This window comes from uncultured Neptuniibacter sp. (genome assembly GCF_947498015.1).
Taxonomy (GTDB): domain Bacteria; phylum Pseudomonadota; class Gammaproteobacteria; order Pseudomonadales; family Balneatricaceae; genus Neptuniibacter.
In genome coordinates, this window is sequence record NZ_CANMIR010000004.1 from 292207 (window position 1) to 314575 (window position 22369).

The window sequence follows — 22369 nt, forward strand, 5'->3', positions numbered from 1 at the left end:
ACAACCCGTTCAGGGATTTTGATAACAATAAAAATACTGTCACTAGACAGAACTCCGGAGGAGAAACAATGCGTAAGCTGACCACCTCTCTGTGTGCAGCTGGTTTGATGGCGATGTTTACGACAGCCCCGGCTGTTGCAGACAACCATGCAGACCAGATAGCGCTGGGTAAAGCAGTTTATATGGGTAAATCCCGCGGTAACTGTATCTCCTGTCATGCGATCGATGATCCAGACGCAAATTTGGCAGGAAATCAGGGACCACCCACTGTTGCGATGAAAACTCGCTACCCGGATAAGCGCAAACTGCGCGCACAAATCTGGGATGCCACTAAGAATAATCCGCTGACAATCATGCCACCTTTAGGTAAGCATTGGATTTTGTCAGAAGAAGAAATTGATGCTGTTGTAGAGTATATCTACCAGTTCTGATCTCCCTTTGGGTGAACGTAAGAGGAAACATAGAATGAGCATGAATCGTCGATCCGTAGTTAAAGCGATCGCAACAGGCGGAGCACTGATCGGTGCAAGCGTACTGATGCCACGTATCGCAATGGCAGCCTGGAGCAGCAAAGCATTTAAAGCGGAAGATCAGGCAACAGCAATGAGTGAGCTTTTGGGCGGAACGCCTTCAGAGAGCGCAGAAGTGACGTTGAAAGCACCTGATATCGCAGAAAACGGTGCAGTTGTACCGGTTACCGTTCGTTCGACACTGGCGAACGTTGAGTCTATGAGCATCTTTGTAAAAGATAACCCAACACCTCTGGTTGCAGAGTTTATGATTCCAGCCGGTACTGAAGCCAATGTTTCTACCCGTCTGCGTATGGGTAAAACGTCAACTGTTACAGCTGTCGTTAAAGCGGATGGCAAGCTCTACAGCGCTTCTAAAGAAGTTAAAGTAACCATCGGTGGTTGTGGCGGTTAATCCCAGTTTAAGCCGAATACAGAGGTAAGAATCATGGCTAAAGGTATTTTGAAAGTAAAAGCAAAGGCTTCTGGTGATAAGACCAAAGTAAAGCTGATGGCGAAGCACATCATGGAGAGTGGGCAGCGTAAGGACAAGAAAACAGGTGAGTTGATCCCTGCGATGTTCCTGCAGGAGCTTAAAGTGATGCACGCAGGTAAAGAAGTGTTTGCTGCAAATCTTGGCACTGCTGTTTCTAAGAACCCCTACTTTGCGTTCAACTTTTCTGGTGGCGCCAAGGGTGATGAATTGACCATGACCTGGGTTGAGAGCACAGGCAAAACAGCAACAGAAACTGCCAAAATCAAATAAAGGCAGCCGGTTATCCGGTTGAGCTGTGGGGTGTGATAATGAAAATAATAAAAACATTTGCGCTAGGTCTGACGGTTGCTGCAGCATCCCAGATGACCTTCGCGGCGGATTCAGGTTTCGACTTGAAAACAGTTGATCCTGAGGCTGATCGAATTGCTTTGCAGAACTACTTCAAAGCACGTTTTCCTGAGTCAGAGATCTCTGATTATGTGAATGGTATCTATGCAGTTGATGCCGGATCACGTGAACAGTGGGAGGAACTGGAAGAGTTTCCTCCGTACGAGTTTGATGTTGAGAAAGGTGAAGAGCTTTTCAATACTCCCTTTGCAAACGGTAAAGGTTATGCGGATTGCTTTGAAAACGGCGGTATAGGGATTCGTCATAAGTTTCCTTACTGGAGTAAAGAGGAAGGCACCGTTAAAACTCTGGAGCAGGAGATAAACGAATGTCGTGAGGACAATGGTGAGAAACCATTGAAGTGGGGTAAAGGTGAAATCGCTCAGGTTTCAGCTTATATGGCCTGGACTTCTCGCGATAAAGTCTTCGATGTTCAGATTCCAGCAGATGATAAACGTGCCTTAGCGGCATATCTGGATGGCAAAAAGTTCTTTTACGCAAAACGAGGACAGCTGAATCTGTCTTGTGCAAACTGCCATGTTCAGGGAACGAATATCCGAATTCGAGCTGACTTGCCGAGCCCACAGCTGGGTCATGTCTCTCACTTCCCGGTATTCCGTTCCAAGTGGGGAGCTTTAGGTACACTGCATCGTCGTTACAGTGGTTGCCATAAAGATTCTCGCTCTAAGCCATTGAAGCCTCAGACTGAAACATTCCGCAATCTGGAATATTTCCAGACGTATATGTCTAACGGTCTGATCGCAAATGGGCCAGGTGCTCGTAAATAATTGGAGGGTGGCAAAATGAAGAAAGGTTTAGTTATTGCTGCTGCTCTGGCATTAGCACCAACATTTGTAGCTGCAGAGAGCTTCCAGGAAGCGTTTGAAATGAACCGGGCTATGTATGGAAACGACCATGTCTTTGATTGGAATGGTGGGAAGTATCACACCAACCATGAAGAGGAGTTGGAGGCGCGTGTTCAAGCTACAAAAACAAATGCAGAAGATCTTCTGGCAAAAGCAAATGCAAAAAATAAAGAGGTTGCTGAATTAGGTTTCGAATGGAAACTGACCGGCGGCATTCTTAAAGATGCGCAAGCTGCGATTGATGAGGGAGATTACCAGAAAGCGTTGGATCTGGCTGCTCAGGCTAAGTATCACGCGCGGATCGGAATTGATCAGTATCATTACGCACAGAAAAACTGGCACCTGTCTGTACCTCAGTAGGAGGTGATCAGAAATCGTCAGAGAAAATGCCTGCCACGTTACAGACGTTTGCAGGCTTTTTTTTACCTCAGGACATAACATTAGGGTGATTTAATATGTCTATGACACGCCGTGAATTTGCTCGTTTATTGGGCATGGCTGGTGCAGCGGGCGTGCTGCCAGTAACTGGGTTTGCTGCAAAGAAACAACCTTCTGAACTCTATGAAGTGCCGAAAAGCGGTAATGTCAGATTGCTGCACATGACAGATTGTCATGCCCAATTACTCCCTGTTTATTTTCGTGAACCCAATGTGAATTTGGGTATCGGCTCCGCTTATGGTCAAGCGCCACATCTGGTAGGTGATAAATTACTGAATCATTTTGGGATCGCTTCGGGGTCTTTGGAAGCCCATGCATTTACCTATCTTAACTTTGGGGATGCTGCCAGCCAGTACGGTAAAGTGGGCGGGTTTTCTCATCTGAAAACATTGGTCACCCGATTGCGTGAAAGCTTCGGCAGTGCCAACACGTTGTTACTTGATGGTGGTGATACCTGGCAGGGTTCTGGAACTTCGTTCAAAACTCGTGGCATGGATATGGTTAAGGCTACTAATGAGCTGGGCGTAGATATCATGACCGGTCACTGGGAGTTTACCTATCATCAGGAGGAGATCCTTAACAACATCAAAGCATTCAACGGTGAGTTCCTGGCGAACAATATCTTTGTAACCGAAGATGCGTTATTTGATGGCGCTGATGAATATATACACGATGAAGATACGGGTCACGTCTTCAAGCCCTATTCGATTAAAGAGCTAGGGGGCGCGCGTATCGCTGTTATTGGTCAGGCATTCCCGCGTACCAAAATTGCCAATCCAGCCCGGTTTATCCCGGATTGGACGTTTGATATCTATGACAGTGAGATGCAGGAGTTGGTTGATCAGATCCGCTCCGAAGAGAAAGTGGATGCCGTTGTTGTTATCTCGCATAACGGTATGGATGTGGATATCGCGATGGCAAACCGAGTGACCGGGATCGATGTGATTCTGGGTGGTCATACCCATGATGGCATGCCGAAACCCACCACAGTGAAGAATGCCAAAGGTCAGACCCTAGTCTGTAATGTGGGTTCCAATGGTAAGTTCCTCGGTGTCATGGATCTGGATATTCGTAATGGCAAGGTGAAGGGCTATAACTATCGGCTGTTGCCGGTGTTCTCGGAACTACTTCCGGCCGATCCGGCTATGGCAAAACTGATCAATGATATCCGGGCTCCTCATCTTGATTGGCTTAGCGAAGAGCTGGCAGTTGCAGATGAAGTGATGTTCCGTCGTGGTAATTTTAACGGCACCTTTGATCAGGTGATCTGTAATGCTCTGATGGAGCAAAATAATGCCCAGATCTCCCTGTCTCCAGGTTTCCGTTGGGGTACCAGTGTTCTGGAAGGGCAGAAGGTGACGATGGAGCATGTTCTTGATCAGACCTGCCTAACCTATCCTGAGACTTATGTTCGTCCGATGAAAGGATCTGAGTTGAAACTGATTCTGGAGGATGTCGCTGATAATATCTTTAACCCTGAACCCTATCTGCAATCGGGTGGGGATATGGTGCGTGTGGGTGGCTTTGATTATATCTGTGATCCAATGCAACCGATCGGCAAGCGAATTTCAGAGATGCGTCTGGATAACGGTGAGCTTATTGATGCTAACAAGAGCTATACCGTTTCGGGTTGGGCTACTGTTGGGGCTAAGTCGGATGGTCCAATCATCTGGGATGTGGTTGCGGAACATCTACGTGATAAGCAGGTCGCCCGTATTGATAAACTGAATACACCGGTACTCAAAAATGTGACGGATAATCCAGGTATCGCTGCTTACCCTAAAATGAGCTGATCTACCTGTAACTCATACTAAAAGGGCCATAGGGCCCTTTTTTGCTTATAAGCCCTAATGTGTTCTCGCCGTTGTAGCCTATTTTTGTTTAAATTGGCAGATCTGAATTTGGTGGCTTGGTACTTCAGGAGAATGAAGGTGAATTTACCCCGATCAATATTGCTGCTGCTGACGTTATGCTTAACCGCCTGTAACTCTGCAGGTGTGAAGTCTGATACGTCTTCGGCATCACCTCAAGAGATACCCAGTTCTGTTCAGACTGCTCAGCCAGATTCATCATCTCAGGCACAAAATAAAGCTGATGTAGCCTCCCCGGAAGAGGCTGCAGGCCAGTTGGAATTGATAGCCAATCGAATGACCGCAGTTCAGGACCACCTACTTCAGATCAAGTCTCAATCTGTCAAACTGCAGCAACAGAATCAGGCGCTCGCCATGCAATTGCAATCATTGCAAACTGCTTTGGGGGACTATGTGTCTGAGGCTGATACGAGCTCCCCTGAATCGGTGCCACAGCCGGATGCTTTTAACGGCGTTTTGGATCAGATCACGATGATGGCGAATGAACTAAGCAGTCAGGTACAGGATGGTCCTTTCCGGATTACGTCAACTTACACTGCGAAAGGGCAGTGGGTACTGATCCGTTACCATCGCTACAGTGGGGAAACCTGGTTGGCTGATAAGGGTCAATGGAACCTGTTAGAGGAGAGCGACAGCACTGGTACTGCTGAGTACGAAGTAGTAGTGTTGCGCGCAGATAAAGATGTTAAAGGGTATGTTGCCTCCAGAGTAAACCGCTTAAATGGTGACAGCTGGTGGCTGAAGCAAGATACCTGGCAGCCCTACCTGAGCAACTGATAGGCCTCGTGTGAAAGAACCTGTAGTAGAAGAACTGATCTCGCTGTTCAATCAACTGTTTAAAGAGTCATTGAATACGGTACTGGTGAAGGGTGACGATGAGCCTATCTACCTGCCAGCAGATCAAGATAACCCACATCATCGTGTCATTTTTGCCCATGGCTTCTATGCCAGTGCCCTGCATGAGATAGCCCATTGGTGTGTTGCCGGACCTGAGCGTCGTAAGCTGGAGGACTTTGGTTACTGGTATAAACCAGATGGCCGAACTGCTGCCGAACAGGCCGAGTTTGAAAAGGTTGAAGTTCGTCCGCAGGCCTTTGAATGGTTAATGTCGAAGGCTGCCGGACATAATTTTAATTTCAGTGCGGATAACCTGTCAGCCGATATAGGTGCTAGTGAAAGCTTTAAAAAGGCTGTGTTGCATACCGTACACCAACTGCTGGAACAGGGATTGCCGGAACGGGTTGGTATGCTGGTAGATGCTCTGTGTCTGCACAGTGGCAGAAAACCTCTAGCTAAAGAGGAGTTCTCCCTTTAGGGCTCTGGATTATTCCTCACGTGTGTGAAGTGGGGAGTGCGCGGTGACTAGTTGAGGTGTTTATCCGCTTCAAGACGTCGACCGAGGATATCAATCAGTCCTCTTACTTTACTGTTTTCATAGCGCCCCTCACGGTGCAGGATATGGACGGGCATCGCTACCGGTTCGTATTGCTCCAAAACTATTTTAAGCTCACCTGCCTGTAACTCGTCTGAGACCTGATATGAGAGGGTTCGGATAATCCCCAGGTGCTGTTTAGCCGCTTCAATGGCTGCCTGATTTGTAGATACTTTCAATCGGGGCTTCAAGCGTTGGATTCGGTTTTTCCCATTGAGAGTGAACTGCCAGTCATGAGACAGACTGCTGGCCGTTGTCATTATTGTTGTGTGATAACTAAGCTCTTCAGGTGACTGTGGGATACCATTTTGTGCAATATATTCCGGTGATGCCAGACAGTGAAGCCGAACACTGCCGACTCTTTTTGCCCGCATGGTTGAGTCTGGGAGGTGGCCAATACGTATTCCCAGATCAAATCCCTCCTCCAGCAGATTGACAACACGGTCAAGAAAGACGGCATCGACCTGTGTGTCTGGATATCTGTTGAGATATTCGGTGATCCCGGGGAGGATGAACTTCTGACCAAAGAGTACTGGCGCTGTAATGCTGAGATGCCCTTTGGGTTCGCGATTGATACCAATCGCTGCTTCATTCGCCATCTCCACCTGTTGCAAAATGCGGCGGGCATCCTCCAGATAGCGTTCGCCTGCATCGGTCGTCCGCACATAGCGAGTTGTTCGGGTAAGCAGCTTCACCCCCAGATTCTCTTCCAGTGTCGCAATCGCACGTGTGATTGCTGGTGGGGAGATATTTAGTTTGCGGCTGGCTGCAGAGAAGCCCCGTTCCTCCGCAACGGCGACAAATACTGTCATGAGATGAAACTGATCCATATAGCTATCTCTATTATTCCAATAAATGGAATAGTTATTTAATTGTAGTGAGTATTCTGTTTGTTAAGGGTAATTGTCAAACTGGATTCACACCATAGGCAAGCGGATTTGAATGCCGCTGCATAACTTAATTCAGTTGAGGATAGAGAGATGAGCCGTATCAATTTAGTTACAGCGGAACAGGCAAACAACGAGCAGACAGCACTATTTGATGCCATTCAGGGGCAGCTGGGGATGGTGCCTAATTTTCTAAAGGTGTTTGCCAACTCGCCAGCGGCACTGAGAGCATTTTTAGGACTCCACGGGATTGCTAATGAGGGCGCATTGGATCCACAAACCCGCGAACGAATTGCGCTTGGACTGGCTGAGCAGAATGCGTGTGAATACTGTGTCTCAGCGCATACGGCGATTGGACGTAAAGCGGGATTATCCAGTTCGGAGATCGAAGCAAACCGTGCTGGAGGGAGCCAGGATGCAAAAGCCGCCGTTGCTGTGAAGTTTGCGAGATCTTTAGCTGAGCATAGTGGAGCGGTGACGACAGCTGAGCTACTGGAGGTGAGAAATGCGGGTTACAACGATGCTGAGATCGTCGAGATCATCACCCACGTAGGTATGAATCTACTTACCAATATCTTGGGTAAAGCGAGCCGTGTTGAGATTGACTTTCCTAAAGTAGAGCTTCAACAGGCATCTTCATTTCCCCTTTAGCGGGTGTCCCAGCCCGCTTTTTTCAGTTTCGGGCCCAGGTAATAAAAAGTAGAGGAGAGGGTAATCATGGCTCATAAGTATGCACAGATCGCGTTCACCGACACTGTCAGAAAGGTACAGACTGAACTGAATAGTCGTTCAGGCTATGCCAGTATGGATGAGGGCGAGGATTACAACTATCTGTTATCTGATTACGAAGCTGAGTTTATTGAACAAAGGGACAGCTTCTATATTGCGAGTGTGGGTGAAACCGGTTGGCCCTATGTTCAGCATCGTGGAGGCCCTAAAGGGTTTATGCGGGTATTGGACGCATCAACATTGGGCTTTTCCGATTATTCAGGTAATCGTCAATACGTTAGTACTGGTAATTTCAGAACCAATAATCGGGTATCTCTCTTCTTTATGGATTACCCCAATCGGCGTCGGCTGAAACTGATGGGGAGAATTGAGCAAGTGGATCCTCATGATTGGGATACGCTTGCCAGATTAGAGGTTGAACACTACCGTGCGGAGGTAGAGCGCGCTTTCCGGATAAAAATTGAAGCCTTTGATTGGAACTGCCCACAACATATTACCCCACGTTTTACCGAGCAGGAGATAGAGCCGTTGGTCGCACCTGTGATCGAGGAAAATAAGCGCCTCAAAGCACAGTCAGATCAACCGATCTATCCTCACCGTTCCAAATTAGGTGATGGTCCTTTAGCGTTGGAGGTAACTGGTATCAGGCAGCTCACACCCCGAGTCCGGGCCTATGAGCTCCGTAATCCGGATGGAACTGATCTACCCCGTGTGGAAGCGGGGGCGCATCTTCAGATTCCGGTTCATTTAGTCGATGATAGTTTGGCCTACCGGCACTATTCGATCTGCTCCAATCCTGAGCGTCGTGATATTTATGAGATTGCCGTACTCAAAGAGGAGAGTGGGCGTGGTGGCTCTGTATCCATTCATCAATCGATAGGACTAGGGCAGTTACTCCATTGTCAGCCGCCGCAGAACTTTTTTACTTTGCATGAGGATCAGCGCCCAGCAGTGCTGATCGCAGGGGGGATTGGTATCACCCCGATAAAAGCGATGGCACAGCAATTGCTGCACAGAGGGGTGCAGTTTGAACTTCATTATTCGGGTCGAAGTCAGCGGGAGATGGCGTTTTATGACCGCCTGCATAGAGAGTTCAAGGGGCGAAGCTTTTTCTATCGGAGTGACCAAGGGGAGCGCTTAGCCCTTACGGAGCTGATGAGAACTTTAAACAGGGACTGTGTCATCTATGCCTGTGGCCCAGACTCACTGCTGTCAGCAATACAGAGGGAAGCCCTAGACGCAGGGGTGGCTAGCGAGCAGCTTCGATTTGAGCAGTTTAGTGCGACTAAAAAAAGCAGCGATACCCCCATGACTGTTGAATTGGCTAAAAGTGGCTTCTCAATCGAGGTTGAGGCAGAGTAAACCGTACTGGATGCAATTCTGGAGAGTGGAGTTGAGTTGGCTCACAGCTGCCGCAGTGGTGCTTGCAAAAGTTGTTCAGTCAGGGTGTTGCAAGGAGAGCCTGATCATCGTGATCACTGTCTTAGCAGCGCTGATAAAGAGGAAAAGGGGATGTTCTGCCCCTGTGTATCACGCAGTCGAAATGATTTTTTGAAATTAGATATTTAAAAAGGATTAGATTATGAAAACCGATCTGGCCGTAGAGAATATTCGCCAACCTATCCCTCCGTTCACTCGAGAGGAGGCGATCCAGAAAATCCGTTTGGCTGAGGATGGATGGAATAGTCGCCAGCCTGAAAAAGTGGCATTGGCGTATAGTATAAACAGCCTGTGGCGTAACCGTGATCTGTTCCTCACAGGACGGGATGAGATTGTTCGTTTCCTTACTGCTAAGTGGGAGAAAGAGCAGGCATACCGTTTGATTAAAGAGCTGTGGGCATATGAGGATAATAGGATTGCGGTGCGTTTTGTTTATGAGTGGCAAGATACTGATAATCAGTGGTATCGGTCACATGGCAATGAAAACTGGCTATTTGATGATAAAGGTCTGATGGTGGAGCGGCATGCCAGCATCAATGACGTCAGAATCTCTGAACAGGAACGTAAATTTAGATGGCCTCAGGGGCGACGCCCAGATGATCATCCAGGTCTCAGTGAATTGGGCCTATAAAACAAAACACCCGGAGCGATGCCGCACCGGGTGTTTGTTTACAAATGCATGGTTAAATTGGTCGAAAGGTCTTATCCCTGTTGGGGTTCGTTGACGAGAATCACCTTGCGGTGAGGGAATGGAATCTCGATATTGTTATCATCCAACGCCTTTTTAATCTGTTCTGGAACCGAGTAGAGGATATCGAAGTAGTGCTCTCCCTTGCAGAAGGGGCGAACCAGAAAGTCGACTGAGCTGTCGTTTAGGGTTTCAACCTCAATAAAGGGTGCTGGAGTTTGCAGAACATGTGGATGCTCTGAGATAACTTTTGTGATGACGGCTCTGGCGGCATCAACATTCTCATCGTAAGCGATTCCAAAGTGCATATCGACACCGCGGATCTCATAGTGGGAGTGATTGATGATTTTCTCTCCCCAGATCTGACTATTGGGGATGATGATCTGCTGATGGTCGAACGTTTCCATGATTGTGGTAAACATATCGATCTCAGTGACTTTACCAAAACAACCCCCTGCATCGATAAAATCTCCCACTTTATAGGGGCGAAAAACCAGCAGCATCACGCCTGCTGCTAAATTTGATAGGGTGCCCTGAAGTGCAAGTCCGACTGCTAGCCCCGCTGCACCCAGAAGCGCCACGATTGATGTAGTTTCAACCCCGAAGCGGTTTAATACGGCGATAATCACAAAGGCGAGAATCAGATAGCGAGTCAGGCTACCCAGGAATCGAAACAGAGTGTCATCCAGATGTTTGTGTTGTTGACCGATGTCAGCGACAAATCTGCCGATACGACCGGCTAGCCAGAAGCCTATGATTAGGATAGCTATGGCTAGTAGGATATTAGTGGTCCAGGCGATAATCGCCGGTAGGTGCTGGTTAAAGTCCGAGCTGTCGAGAAGTTCCATGTTATTCAACCCCGTAGAAGATGGATTGCAGAACAGTATAGAACAGAGGCTTAATCGTGGATTAAGCAGGGCTTAATCTGAGCTGTTTTCGTTTTCTGAATGAGGAAAAATGCCCCGCACTGCTGGCGGGGCATCAGTTATTCTTTCAATCAGGATTATTCAGTTACGTTAACTTTATAGACTGACACAGTATTGCTGATCTCACTGGTGACGATTAACCAGCCTTTGTCATCTACAAACAAGAGTCCTTCCGGGCCGATATCATTTACAAAAGGATCATTCTCATTAGCGTAATCAGAAGGGCGCCAATCAAGATTGACAAAGGCCTGACCTGAAGGCTGTGACGGGTTACTGATCTTATAGATAAAGATATCGTTGGTACGTTCTGCGCCAATAAACGCATAGGTTTCATCCGCGATAGTACCGGTTGTGATCGATTCGGGTTCCGGGCCTTTATCATCACTGCGGCTGTCTACCCAGTTAGCTTGATCGCTTTCAGCGTACTTTTGAATGGTGATTTCGAACTGGTTGCCAGAATCGAAAACCTGTTTACCATTCTGGTTCCAGATAGAGAAGGAGCGAGCACCGTAAGAATATATCTCATCATGGTCACCGTCCTGATCTTTGTCACCGGTAGCCAGAGTCGTTTTTAAACGCCCCAGTTGAGCACTTTGCTGCAGTGTTTCTGCATTTGGGAACGCTTTTGCATCCAGGGTTAGATCTTTTACACGTACCTCTTCGCTATAACCGTCATAGTCACGAGCATCACCCTCATTGGCAGTGAGAATGAAGGTACTGCCGTCACGCTCATAAGTCGCAATAGCATCCGGCTGGTACATTCCCTGTGTTGGCCAGCTTTGGATGTTAATGCCCTCATCTTTATTGCTAGCATCAAATGCGTTGCGTTTCTGGTGATGTTTTTTATAACCCAGTCCATAGATATCAGTGATAGTGGCGGAGGCGATATCTAGCTTTGCCAGTGCATTGTTTTCCTGAAGGCTTATCCAGGCAGTTTTGGAGTCTGCATCAACCGCGATGTATTCAGGCTCAAGATCCTGTGCAACGCTGGCGTTAGGACCGAAAATACGTACATCTTTAAGGCGAGAGTCGTTAAACTCCTTGAAATCGGCCTGTACTGCTGACCAGTCAGAGGTTTTGATTACGGTGACAGAGCCTTCAGGATCTACATCATAGGCTTTATTCGGTTCGCCCTCATTAGCAACCAACAGGTATTGGCCGTTGGGTGTGAAGGTCAACATATCGGGCAGAGCCCCCGCTTCAATCTGCTCCAGCGGGTTGCCATCCAGATCAAAAATAACAACGACACCCTTATCCTGTTTGGTTTCCGCTTCAATCGCGACAGCGACAAACTCTTCAAAGACCGCGACACTGTTAGGACCACCACCGTATGGGCTCAGATCGATAAAGCTGTTTTCACTCAATGAACCTGTTTCGTCGATCTCCAGTATACGCAGACCATTCTCTTCAGCATTCGTGACATATAGGCGATTGGCTGATCTGCTGTAGGCTGAGATCTCGGTACAGCTTTCAGCATCCTCAGCACTGCATGCGCCAATCGTTTCTTTAAACTGCCCCAGTTGTGTAACAGAGATATCTGCATGGGAGACTGTCGAGATTGATACAGACAGGGCCAGTGCGATGCTGGCGGGCAGTAGGTGCTTATTCATTTGTTTTGCTCCGTAAATCGGTCAGGGGTAACGCTTGATTCTGGTCTATAGGTGTTGCAGTTATTTGACGGAACGATGACGGCTTGATTAAGTGGTGCATCCCAGGTTAACGGAGTAGGCTGTGTGGAATATTTTTTCTTTTGGAGCCGCGATGCGCCTGCAAATCTATTCAGACCTTCATCTGGAGTGCTTTCCTGAAGGGCGAGATCTCAACACGGATGAGGCTGATATCATCATCCTGGCTGGTGATATTCACAATGGCACTCAGGGGCTGACATGGGCCAGAAAGCAGTTTCCGTACAACCCGATTATCTATGTACCTGGCAACCATGAGTTCTATGGTTCCCATCTATCTGATCTTCGCTATCAGCTTCAAATCTGTGCCCAGAAACTTGATATTCATCTGCTTGATAATGGTGAGAAGATCATTGATGGTGTCCGATTTTTAGGTACAACGCTGTGGACCGATTTCCAGCTTTATCAAGAAAATGAGGATTATCCGACTGAGGTTATCAAAGCTCAGGCGGCGGAGAGGATACCAGACTTTCGTAATATCCTGCAGAACCCGGGTGAGCTATTTAGTGTGGATGAAAGTATCAGGCTACATCACCACTGCAGGGAGTGGCTTCAGATCGCATTGGCAGGCAAGTTTGACGGAAAAACCGTTGTCATTAGTCACCACGCTCCTTTAGAGCAGTGTATTCCGCTGCAGTATCAAGGGGATATGTTATCCCCCGCTTTTGCCTCTGATCTGTATTCGATGATGGGACAGATGTCTCTCTGGATTCATGGGCACGTTCATGAAGCGGTTGATATAACCTGTCGGGGAACCCGAGTTGTCGCTAATCCAGGTGGCTATCCGATCGAGGTGGCTGCAGGGCAGGCGTGTGGGCGAGCATTGAATATTGAGATCTAGGTTGGTTAACACCTCATTCTTGGATAGCGTTAAGTGTGTCGAGGCTTTACCAGAGTCGAAATTATTAGAAGAGCGGTCATAACATAATTGCAACGTTGTCTTTTAGGCTGAGTACTATACCCTAGAGTGATCCCCACAATTTGTCATTTATCCTGGATATCTGGCTGAGCATCAAACTATGAGGCAGCCAAATGACAGATCTTCGCTTATGCTATCAAACCGTTGAGTTTGGGAAGCTCGATATCCATCTATGTACCTTACGTAATCGTCAGGAGTTCCATGACCCTGATGGTGAAGCTGAAAAACTGGGAATATCATCCTCATCCTGGCCGATATTTGGTGTTATCTGGCCCTCTAGCCGAGTCCTTGCGAACTATCTTGACGAGTATCAGACAGAATCAAAAAGGATTTTGGAGGTGGGGTGCGGCATGGCACTGACGAGCCTTCTTCTCAATAAACAACATGCGGATATTACAGCGACGGATTATCATCCCGAGGCGGAGAAGTTTCTCGAAAGAAACGCCCGATTGAATGAGGATGACAAGATCGCTTTTGAGCGGGTCGATTGGGCCGATGATGATGATAACCTGGGGAGGTTTGATCTCATTATAGGTAGTGATCTGTTATATGAAGATCAACATATTGAGCTTCTTGCAGCGTTTATTGAACGTCATGCAAACGAAACCTGTGAGGTGATTATTGTTGATCCAGGTCGGGGACGTAAAACCAAACTGAGCAAAAAAATGATTGAATTCGGCTTCTCCTCCGCGCATCTGAAGCCTGAACAGTCCACTTCTCTGAAGGAGGAGTTCAAGGGACATATACTTAAATTTCTGCGTATCAAAACGACGGATTGAATCCAGACAAGTAAGTTATAAAAGCACTCATTGGTCTGTTCTGCTTCGGGAGATAGGCTTTGATTGTTGGGTAGACTTGAGAAAAGGTAAACGCCCTGCAATGTACAAGGCGTTAAATACAGACTCTACTAGTGGTGTTTATGATGGTGGCCTTGCATACCTCCCATCACTTTCTTAACAGGTAGCGTAAGCAATTTGCTGCTTTCGTCAGAAAAGTTCAATTTAAGATCGATCTCTCCACCCTCAGCAAGATCGGTTTTCAGACCAATAAGCATAATGTGATAGCCACCAGGCTGGAGTGCTACAGAACCCTCGGCTGGAACGGTGATGGTTTCAACCTGACGCATCTTCATTACACCGTTTTCATTTGTATGTGTATGAAGTTCAACGACTTTAGCTACGCTGGAACTGCCGGAAACTAGTTGGATATCGGATGCATCACTGTTGTTAATAATCATGAATGATGCACTGTTCATCTGTCCTGGAGGAACCGCTCGGGCATACCCATTTTCGACACTGACTTCAGCCATAGCAAAAGGGGCGGCTGACAGAGTGGCCAATAAAAACGAACGTTGTAACATTGATTTAATCATCGATAATTCCTTGATTACAGCAGGTTGCGAATTTCAGCGGCCAACGCATCCGGGTTGGTAGCATGAGCAAGGGCTTTTGCCAGCTTGCCCTCTTTATTGATGACATATAGTCGTGAAGAGTGATCAACCGCATAGCCCATCGCTGAGCCATCAAGATCCACCATACGGTAAAAGGCTCCATATTGTTTGACCACTTTGTCTATAGTTTCCCGATCTGCTGTGCCACCGGTGAAATTGGGGTGGAAAAAGCCTGCATATTTTGCCAGCTTTTCCGGCGAGTCTCGCTTAGGGTCGACACTCATGAAGATACCGGCAACCTCCTGCTGCTCAGTTTGGCTGAGTCGTTTTAAACCTTGGGACGCAACAGCAAGAGCGGTGGGACAAATATCTGGGCAGGATGCATAACCGATAAAGAACAGTACAACTTTGCCGCGGTAATCCTCAAGTCTGAGGGGGCCATTTTCCGCTTGCAGGGTGAAATCGCCACCCAATTGTTCGCCAAGAGCGATTCTTTGTTCGACCGGTTGTGGGCGGAAGTAGAATGCGATGGCGACACCAACCAGCATGAATACCGTAAGTAAAAGTAGGTTGCGGAGTGCTTTCATTGCTGTCGTCCTATTCTCTTTACTGAGTATCAATGAGCGTTAAATTCAAAATTTGCTTGTGTTAGATCACCCTCAGCTTCGGTTATGACCGAAGTGATCCAGGTCATCTCACCGGTGGTACACACCGCCAGAGTAACTTCGGCTTGCCAAAGGCCTGCACTGTCGGGCACTTGTCTCATCATGACCTGATTCAGCCCCATAAACATCTCTTTACCTTTAAGGTCCAGCATCACCTGATCGGCTGAGATATTTTTCAGTGATACCTCAAAAACCAGAGGGGTCGCTGAGCGAATGTTGTCAGATTTTATGGTAACGCTGATCTGCTGATCTTCGTGAGTGGCAATACAGCTACTGGTGTTGAGGCTGCACCCGGGAGCTGATGTCAGAATACGAGATTGTGGGGGCGTCTTCTGTGCGATCAGCTCAGGCAGATAGAGAGCAAGTCCTAAACCTACGATCACTGCAAGAGTGATAATAATTTGAAGGAGGAGGGTGTTTTTACCCTGTTTAGGTTCTGACATAACTATCTGTATCCGAGTACCGGGCTATTGTATGGGGTCGCCCTATATTAAAAGAAGTGACAAATTGTCGCACGGTTAGATTTCGGTATTACCTATGAGGCGACAGTTCAGGAGTTTTTGTTCGATCAAAGGCCACTCTATAGATTCAGACGCTATAATCTCGACACGGCTGTCTCTTCGGTATGCGATAGATGAAGATGTTGCTTCATCGATGACCTGGTTATAAAAGATCCACCCCTGGTCTGTATTAAAAACGCCCTTTATACGTTGTACTGAGGGAATAGACCCCAGTAGGTCAGTCAGCTCTTTGAGTTGAAAACGTTCAACAGGGGAGAATACCCAGCCACAGGAGTAGAGGTTATTGGCGGCAGCAGCTTTCGAGAGCGGTGAGCCTGGTTGAGGGCTGAGCCGAATGGGCGCTTCATCGGATGTCAGTTGTGAGGTTACCTGTCTGACCTCCGAGTTGTGAGCATTGGGATACGTACTCTTAAGCTCGCCGTTTCTCACCAGATCTAGCAGTGAGAGCTCGAATCTACCCTGATCACTTTTAATAATTGCCTGTTTAGGAGGGAATAGAGCATTACAGTGTCCCTCGGCTTTGGCGATCTGCTTTTGATCGGCAAGATCGGTCTTATTGATAACAATGACATCCGCCAGGTTTATCTGATCCTGAAAAGTGGGTTGAGCGATGGCCTCTGGTTGTTGGATTGATCTTGGGTCGAGCAAACAGATAACAGATCGTAGATCGAGAACCTCACGAAAGTATTCACTTTGGAGCGTGTCGATGATCCCGGCGGGGTGACCGATGCCTGTTGGTTCGATGATCAGTCTGTCAGGTTTGACCCGTCTCAGTAGCATTGCCAATGTGGTGGTTAGGGCAGGACCCAAGGCGCAGCAGATGCACCCCCCTGCAAGCTCCTTAACAGCAACCCCTTCAATCTGATTCTCCAGTGCTGCCTGATCAATTCCGATTTGCCCAAATTCATTAACCAGCACTGCCCATTTCTCATTCGTGGGTTTGTTGGCTAACAGTGCATTGATCGCAGTGGTTTTACCGACCCCGAGGAAACCGGTGATGATATTGGTCGGTATATCAGTCAATTTTGGCATTGATCTTCTCTCGTTTCCTAAGCGCGGGTAGCTGTGAGATCAGCATACCTAGCAACATGAAAGAGCACCCGGCAATTCCTGCGGTACTAAACTGTTCATCCAACATGAGCCAACCGCCGAAGGCAGCAGCAACGGCTTCTAAGCTCATTATAATGGCTGCGTGTGCAGGTGGAGCATGCTTCTGGGCAACGATCTGCAAAGTATAAGCGATACCGACTGAGATCAGTCCGGCATATGCGATTGGTGCCCAGGAGAGAAGGGCGTTATCAACTGTAAAGCTATCGGCTTCAATAAATAGGGCAACGAGGCCACTGAGTATGGCGCAAACGATAAACTGGGAGATAGCCAGTCTGAGGTTGTCTACTTTGGGAGCGAGTTTTGCGATGAGTAGTACGTGGGCCGCCCAGCAGATCGCACCTAAAAGTTCCAGGATATCACCGAAGTTAATCGTGCTCAGGTCCTGAAAGCTCAGTAGATAAAGCCCTGCAACTGCCAGTAATCCACCGATCCAGGTATTAACTATGGTTGTTTGGCCAATTAACAGCCCAAGTACCGGCACTAAAATGATATAGAGTCCGGTAATGAATCCAGCGTTTCCTGCGGTTGTATAAACCAATCCGGCTTGTTGTAGAGAGGCGCCAGCAAACAATACCCCCCCTGCAAGCAAGCCACTTTTCAATAATCTCTTATTGCAGTGTGATGAGGGGGCTTTAAAGAAGAGAAGTAGGGGGAGTAAAGAACAGGCTCCAAGCATAAACCGCAGTGCGTTAAAGCCGAAGGGACCTAGAGATTCCATCCCTAGTCGTTGTGCAACAAAAGCAAAACCCCAGATGATCGCAACCAATAGAAGCATTAGGTCGGCTTGTAGTTTTTTTGAGTGCATTATCTCTTTTTCTAGCAGGCTAAATTGGAAAGGCGCATACGCTACTCTTATCCAGAGAGGAGGTAAAATAAAAATAAATAAACGCTATTGCAAATCGTTATCAATATCATTAATATCGTAGTCGCTCATAAGTGATAGGCAATGGACGACCTCACCTCACAACATTACCGAAACTTGTACCGCTTTCAATGCTCACTGGAAGCTGGTACAGATATTGATACTTCCCCTCGAATATCAATATCCTAAGCTGAATTCTCACCAGTTCAGTTTACTCCTAAAGCCGGATCACTCGATCCGGCTTTTTTCATTCCAGGCCCTTTGACTCAAAAGGTTGTTGGTTTACAGGATTAGAGGGTATTTACGAAGGAAGATATTTTTAATAAATAGTGTTGCAAATCATTCTCATTCGTATATTATGGGTACCAACACGGCAGGCGGAGGGCTCCCCTCACTGGCTTCACCGCCTGGTAATAGAGATATTGCATATTCGTGTATGTGTCTGCACCTACGCCTCCGCAGGTGCAATAAGCACAGGCTCTTGTCATTGAAGCAAATTGCTTAACCGGACCCGCGAGGGCTCCGGTTTTTTTTTTAGTATCCTTATTTGAAGGCTATAACTAAATAAACTGAATATGAGCTTGAGTGATCAGAGGGAGCCAGATGATTGTTTACGAGTCTCTACTGACCTGTCCTGAGTGTGGATTCCAACATAAGGAGATCATGCCGGATAACTACTGCCAATGGTTCTATGAGTGCGTCCAATGCCACAAAGTGCTTAAACCCCTTTCGGGCGATTGTTGTGTCTTTTGTTCCTACGGTTCAGTGAACTGTCCGCCCGTTCAGGCTAACGGTACTTGCTGCACTGATTAACCCCGAACGTTGTTACAGGCTTATCGGCAGGTGACCAACCTTTACCCAGATGATGGTTTCTTCCTCTACAAAGGGATAGTGCTCACTCATATGTGGGTTACGGATCCAGCTGAGGGCAGGGTAGATGCCGAGTTCATCCTGAAAGGTGCCTGACAGAACCAGTATCTCTTCCCCACCAAAATGTTTGTGCGGCTGAAAACGTTCGTTTGCGGGCCATCTGACAAGGGCGGTATGCTCACCTTCGAAGTCATGCAGGGGCATCACTTCAAGTTTACCTTGGCCGGGTTGCCAAGTCTGTTCGCGGGTTTTGATCTTAACCTCCTGGCTATCTCCCGTGGCAAATTGCTCCAGTTTAACCAGAATGATACACCCCTCGTCACTGTATGGCGCATGGGTACTACCGGGAGGATTGCGGATATAGCTTCCGGCAGGATAGTCACCGGTTTCATCAGAGAAGACCCCCTCCAGAACCAGTATCTCTTCACCATTGGGATGAGGGTGTGATGTGAAGCGGGAGCCGGGATCGTAGCGGACAATACTGGTGGCATGGCCTGATTCTTTATCCTCTCTGGCCAGTGGTTTGCGCCAGACCCCTTTTGCCGGGCTGGGTAGCCACTCAATTGTATTGGTATCGATAACGATACGCTGTGAAAAATCCATATTAAGCATCACATACCCTACGCCGCCTTCCGGCCGTTAAATTGATTACAGGTGTCCGCCTAATTCCAAACGGCGGAGGATTGAACGGACTCAGGCCCGTGGTAATGACTAAAGTTTAGATGAGTTATCAGATAGACAGCTAGTGTTTCTTGTCGTTCCCAGTTCATCTAATCAATTTCTGCCTTTTAAAAGCATAAAAAAGCCCGGCATAGGCCGGGCAAAAGTGATGTTGATCGTTATGATGCTGCTAAGGGTTGTATGACCGATCTAGCGGCCTGATGCCCGCAGATTCTGTACCGAAAACTTCTGCTCAGGGCTTAGCTTAGGATCAAGCTGGCCTTTGAACTGACCGGTAGTACAGTGATTAGCTTGCAGATCGACCATGGAGAATGCGTCATCGATTGATACCCCTGTACCTTTGTTTGCAGGCAGGTGGAAATCAGGGTGAGACTGACCAATGGTGAAGATCTTCCAGAGTTCACCTTTACGGTCATATGCATTGGTACGTGGAATAGCGAAGGTCTGTGCATCCATAAAGTGGACTCGCTTAGACAGCGGGTGGTTTGGATCAACCGGAGATGATTCAACCTCGTAGACCTTACGCACCTGCCAGCTTACGTTAGGGAAACATTGCCCTTTACCGGTGAAGCTCACCACCTGATAGCCTTCATCATCTTTATGTGTTTCGGCGTCCAGAGGTTGTTCGTTATGGTTGTAGTAAGGCATCAGCATGTAACGTGTCCCTTTGTAGGTCCAGTTCATATCACTGATGCGTCCGTTGTAACCCTCAAAGTCCTCGATCATTAGATCTGAACCGAGGAAGGCATCGGTTGTCTGACCACTGGAGAGACGACGAACACGGCGTTGGAAGCCCAGATAGAGATAGGCATTATCACGCTTTAAGTCATTTTCGGAACGCTGGATCAGCAGCTGTGTATTTTTTACATCAAACGGTTCCAGTACCTGTACGTAGATACCACGGAAAAGGTTAGATGGGTTCGGCGTGATATCACCGATAGGCTCCTGCTTTACACGGTGCTTGTAATTCAGAAAGTGGAAGTTAAATTTCAGCATACGTTCCTGTTTACCGGACGCCATATCACGGAACTTCCAGTAGAACGGATAGACCGCACCGGTATCACCCCAGTTGTAACCGTACTTGAAGTTCCACGCCATTTTTTCACCTGCACGCGGGTCATCTACAGAGGGCTCTTCCGGGAAAGGGCGTCCTGCGACGAAGCCCTGAATATCACCGGGCTGCTCACCCAATGTCGTGGTGTTCAGGTTTTTGCGTGTTGCTTCGACATAGCTTTCATGCAGGTCAAATGAGGTTGTATCCCCGACGCGAATCTCGTAGTCACCGTTTTTGATGAACTGATACATTGCTGGGTCTAATGCATCTTTAACCGAATCCACATTACTCTGGTTAATTGTCATACCCGCTTTCAGGTTTGCGAACTCTTTGCTGCCGTTCTTGTAGGGGTAGAATGAATTCTCAACATCTTCCAATGTTGCTGCAAAAGCAGGCGCGGCAATAACACCGGCAACCATCAAACTTAGTACTGCTTTTTTCATCAGAATTTTCCTTTTTATTATCATAAGTTAGAAGCTGTAACGCACAGTGAACTGAATCTCATCTTCCTGATTGGCTACACCGATCGGACCGTTTGTGAAGCGTGCCAGTGGTTCATACTGCGGTACGCCCGGCTGACCAACAAGCCCAGTCGCCCCCCATGGGAACTTCTCATCACCACCGACTTTCACATTCAGACCGACGTTGAACATCCAGTGGTTATCCGGTGTCCATGAGACACTTGGCGCAATCGCGGTCGCTTTGGCCGCAAAGTCATGTGCAACGATGATCTGTGGGCTCAAACGGTTGTTCTTGTACCAACCTTTGAACAGACCGGTTGCGATCCAGTTATCTTCATCGTTTGGCATATCCACTTCATGATCGAGGATATGTTCACCAAACAGCTGTGTAGAGATCAGGAAGGCGCTGGAGGTACCCAACGATGGGATCACCAGGTTCTTATCGAAGCCGATCACGTAGCGCAGCATATCGGTCTCTTTATGACCGTTCAGGTCACGTGGCTGCTCTTCACCTTCGGTGTAGGCCACTTCAAGACGCCAGACCGCATCCATATCCATGGAGTAGTAATCGATCGAACCACCCAGCAGGGTCACCCGTGGGAATTTAATGTCAAATACACCATCATCCATGAATGGAAAGTTACCCGGAGCCAATGGATTCATTGGGTTGAAAGCCGTATTGGCTCTGAAGTGCAGAGAGGGTAGCTGCTGACGGTAGTGCAGCGCATTCAATGAGAATGTGGTGTCTTTATATACACCTTCCCACTTCACACCGAACTGCGTGTTGTCCAGACTCCAGTTAGGCTCTTCCACATCATGGATAACCGGTGCAATCGCCGCTGAAGAGCTGAAGAAACAGCCCGCATCAATGATCTTATACGATTGTCCACAGGTACCCAGGTTATTCGGACGGAACTTATCGATGTTCCAGATAAAGGAGAGGTTGGAGTCATCCAACACATCGTTAGGCCCCATACGCCACTCAGCGGTCAGCATCCACTGTGGGATACGGATATCCTCTAACTCGTCATAGATATTATGACGGGAGTAATCCACCGGATTGATCACATCCAGTACACGGAACAGGTCGGTTTTACCCCAGACCACCTGCTGCTTACCGAAGGTGATGTTGAAGATGTCGCCGTTATCCAACTGCTTATCTGCGGTGATATAGAACTCACGCAGGAAGTCTAAGCGGTCATTAAACTCCGGGAACTTGGCATCGCTCTCATCTTCATCCATATAACCGTCAAGGTTCTTACACTTAACCGGATCGTTTTCACAGGGGAAAGGGGTTCCTGCTGAAAGCAAAATATCGGCAGCCGTATTCCCTCCCGGGTGCCAGTTCTCACCCAGGTAGTTTTCCTGGGCATCTTTACCGAACTCGTTATCGTTCAGGTCATAAACACCGTCGTAGCTGCCTCGCAGCACACCGTTGATGCTGACATTACTCCAGCTATCAGACTCAATCGGCTTATGGAA

26 protein-coding genes are annotated in these 22369 nt (G+C 47.8%); 15 read left to right on the plus strand and 11 right to left on the minus strand.

The window, feature by feature from the left end; genetic code table 11:
- Positions 1 to 68 precede the first annotated feature (68 nt).
- The 8 genes from soxX (at position 69) to Q0882_RS07465 (ending at position 5882) form a co-directional block, all read left to right on the plus strand.
- Positions 69 to 431 carry a sulfur oxidation c-type cytochrome SoxX gene (gene soxX / locus Q0882_RS07430; RefSeq protein WP_299179551.1) on the plus strand — a complete coding sequence of 121 codons (363 nt, stop codon included), beginning with the start codon at positions 69 to 71 and terminating at the stop codon, positions 429 to 431.
- Positions 432 to 465: 34 nt separating this feature from the next.
- Positions 466 to 924 (plus strand): thiosulfate oxidation carrier protein SoxY, encoded by a 459-nt coding sequence (gene soxY / locus Q0882_RS07435; RefSeq protein ID WP_299179554.1) that lies wholly within the window; start codon positions 466 to 468, stop codon positions 922 to 924.
- Positions 925 to 957: 33 nt separating this feature from the next.
- A complete protein-coding gene (gene soxZ, locus Q0882_RS07440) occupies positions 958 to 1275 on the plus strand; it encodes a thiosulfate oxidation carrier complex protein SoxZ (RefSeq protein WP_299179556.1) in 318 nt (105 codons plus the stop codon).
- 38 nt (positions 1276 to 1313) lie between these two features.
- Positions 1314 to 2180, plus strand: a complete 867-nt coding sequence (gene soxA / locus Q0882_RS07445; RefSeq protein WP_299179558.1) for a sulfur oxidation c-type cytochrome SoxA — start codon at positions 1314 to 1316, stop codon at positions 2178 to 2180.
- Positions 2181 to 2195: 15 nt separating this feature from the next.
- Positions 2196 to 2618: a hypothetical protein gene (locus tag Q0882_RS07450; protein WP_299179561.1), complete on the plus strand. Its 423-nt coding sequence runs from the start codon at positions 2196 to 2198 to the stop codon at positions 2616 to 2618.
- A gap of 95 nt (positions 2619 to 2713) precedes the next feature.
- Entirely contained in the window at positions 2714 to 4489 is a 1776-nt protein-coding gene (gene soxB / locus Q0882_RS07455) for a thiosulfohydrolase SoxB (protein WP_299179564.1), read from the plus strand.
- 138 nt (positions 4490 to 4627) lie between these two features.
- On the plus strand, positions 4628 to 5344 hold the full coding sequence (locus Q0882_RS07460) for a hypothetical protein (protein ID WP_299179567.1): 717 nt from the start codon (positions 4628 to 4630) through the stop codon (positions 5342 to 5344).
- A gap of 10 nt (positions 5345 to 5354) precedes the next feature.
- The gene (locus Q0882_RS07465) at positions 5355 to 5882 is read left to right on the plus strand and encodes an elongation factor P hydroxylase (RefSeq protein WP_299179570.1); all 528 of its coding nucleotides are present in this window, start codon (positions 5355 to 5357) and stop codon (positions 5880 to 5882) included.
- A gap of 47 nt (positions 5883 to 5929) precedes the next feature.
- Here the strand turns inward: Q0882_RS07465 and Q0882_RS07470 are convergent, their stop codons facing one another.
- Positions 5930 to 6829, minus strand: coding sequence for a LysR substrate-binding domain-containing protein (locus tag Q0882_RS07470; RefSeq protein ID WP_299179573.1), 900 nt, complete (start codon positions 6827 to 6829; stop codon positions 5930 to 5932).
- A gap of 150 nt (positions 6830 to 6979) precedes the next feature.
- Here Q0882_RS07470 and Q0882_RS07475 point away from each other — a divergent pair, with 150 nt between their 5' ends.
- The 4 genes from Q0882_RS07475 to Q0882_RS07485 all read left to right on the plus strand — a co-directional run bounded on the left by Q0882_RS07475 (position 6980) and on the right by Q0882_RS07485 (position 9686).
- Positions 6980 to 7537: a carboxymuconolactone decarboxylase family protein gene (locus Q0882_RS07475; protein ID WP_299179576.1), complete on the plus strand. Its 558-nt coding sequence runs from the start codon at positions 6980 to 6982 to the stop codon at positions 7535 to 7537.
- Positions 7538 to 7603: 66 nt separating this feature from the next.
- On the plus strand, positions 7604 to 8977 hold the full coding sequence (locus Q0882_RS07480; protein ID WP_299179579.1) for a pyridoxamine 5'-phosphate oxidase family protein: 1374 nt from the start codon (positions 7604 to 7606) through the stop codon (positions 8975 to 8977).
- Positions 8978 to 8983: 6 nt separating this feature from the next.
- Positions 8984 to 9184 carry a 2Fe-2S iron-sulfur cluster binding domain-containing protein gene (locus tag Q0882_RS16750; protein ID WP_366915920.1) on the plus strand — a complete coding sequence of 67 codons (201 nt, stop codon included), beginning with the start codon at positions 8984 to 8986 and terminating at the stop codon, positions 9182 to 9184.
- A gap of 13 nt (positions 9185 to 9197) precedes the next feature.
- Entirely contained in the window at positions 9198 to 9686 is a 489-nt protein-coding gene (locus Q0882_RS07485) for a nuclear transport factor 2 family protein (RefSeq protein ID WP_299179582.1), read from the plus strand.
- A gap of 71 nt (positions 9687 to 9757) precedes the next feature.
- On the opposite strand, the gene Q0882_RS07490 is transcribed toward Q0882_RS07485, so the two are convergent.
- On the minus strand, positions 9758 to 10591 hold the full coding sequence (locus tag Q0882_RS07490; RefSeq protein ID WP_299179585.1) for a mechanosensitive ion channel domain-containing protein: 834 nt from the start codon (positions 10589 to 10591) through the stop codon (positions 9758 to 9760).
- 155 nt (positions 10592 to 10746) lie between these two features.
- Entirely contained in the window at positions 10747 to 12279 is a 1533-nt protein-coding gene (locus Q0882_RS07495) for a choice-of-anchor I family protein (RefSeq protein WP_299179588.1), read from the minus strand.
- 151 nt (positions 12280 to 12430) lie between these two features.
- On the opposite strand from Q0882_RS07495, the gene Q0882_RS07500 reads away from it, so the two are divergent.
- Together Q0882_RS07500 and Q0882_RS07505 are read left to right on the plus strand one after the other, a co-directional pair.
- Complete coding sequence (locus Q0882_RS07500) at positions 12431 to 13195, plus strand: metallophosphoesterase family protein (protein WP_299179591.1); 765 nt, start codon at positions 12431 to 12433, stop codon at positions 13193 to 13195.
- Positions 13196 to 13386: 191 nt separating this feature from the next.
- A complete protein-coding gene (locus Q0882_RS07505) occupies positions 13387 to 14052 on the plus strand; it encodes a methyltransferase domain-containing protein (RefSeq protein ID WP_299179594.1) in 666 nt (221 codons plus the stop codon).
- Between the two features lie 128 nt (positions 14053 to 14180).
- Here Q0882_RS07505 and Q0882_RS07510 read toward each other — a convergent pair whose 3' ends face one another.
- From Q0882_RS07510 to Q0882_RS07530, 5 genes are all read right to left on the minus strand, one after another.
- The gene (locus tag Q0882_RS07510; protein WP_299179597.1) at positions 14181 to 14645 is read right to left on the minus strand and encodes a copper chaperone PCu(A)C; all 465 of its coding nucleotides are present in this window, start codon (positions 14643 to 14645) and stop codon (positions 14181 to 14183) included.
- Positions 14646 to 14659: 14 nt separating this feature from the next.
- Positions 14660 to 15250 carry an SCO family protein gene (locus tag Q0882_RS07515; RefSeq protein ID WP_299179600.1) on the minus strand — a complete coding sequence of 197 codons (591 nt, stop codon included), beginning with the start codon at positions 15248 to 15250 and terminating at the stop codon, positions 14660 to 14662.
- 29 nt (positions 15251 to 15279) lie between these two features.
- The gene (locus Q0882_RS07520; RefSeq protein ID WP_299179603.1) at positions 15280 to 15771 is read right to left on the minus strand and encodes a hypothetical protein; all 492 of its coding nucleotides are present in this window, start codon (positions 15769 to 15771) and stop codon (positions 15280 to 15282) included.
- A gap of 75 nt (positions 15772 to 15846) precedes the next feature.
- Entirely contained in the window at positions 15847 to 16881 is a 1035-nt protein-coding gene (locus Q0882_RS07525) for a GTP-binding protein (protein WP_299179605.1), read from the minus strand.
- On the minus strand, positions 16865 to 17764 hold the full coding sequence (locus Q0882_RS07530; protein ID WP_299179607.1) for a DMT family transporter: 900 nt from the start codon (positions 17762 to 17764) through the stop codon (positions 16865 to 16867). The genes Q0882_RS07525 and Q0882_RS07530 overlap by 17 nt, the downstream gene beginning before the upstream one ends.
- 660 nt (positions 17765 to 18424) lie before the next feature.
- Here Q0882_RS07530 and Q0882_RS07535 point away from each other — a divergent pair.
- On the plus strand, positions 18425 to 18634 hold the full coding sequence (locus Q0882_RS07535) for a GDCCVxC domain-containing (seleno)protein (protein WP_299179609.1): 210 nt from the start codon (positions 18425 to 18427) through the stop codon (positions 18632 to 18634).
- Between the two features lie 12 nt (positions 18635 to 18646).
- Here the strand turns inward: Q0882_RS07535 and Q0882_RS07540 are convergent, their stop codons facing one another.
- The 3 genes from Q0882_RS07540 to Q0882_RS07550 form a co-directional block, all read right to left on the minus strand.
- A complete protein-coding gene (locus tag Q0882_RS07540) occupies positions 18647 to 19303 on the minus strand; it encodes a cupin domain-containing protein (RefSeq protein WP_299179611.1) in 657 nt (218 codons plus the stop codon).
- A 258-nt stretch (positions 19304 to 19561) separates the two neighbouring features.
- Positions 19562 to 20869: a DUF1329 domain-containing protein gene (locus Q0882_RS07545; protein WP_299179613.1), complete on the minus strand. Its 1308-nt coding sequence runs from the start codon at positions 20867 to 20869 to the stop codon at positions 19562 to 19564.
- 27 nt (positions 20870 to 20896) lie between these two features.
- Positions 20897 to 22369, minus strand: a 1473-nt coding sequence (locus Q0882_RS07550; RefSeq protein ID WP_299179616.1) for a DUF1302 family protein, incomplete at its 5' end; no start/stop codon positions are given.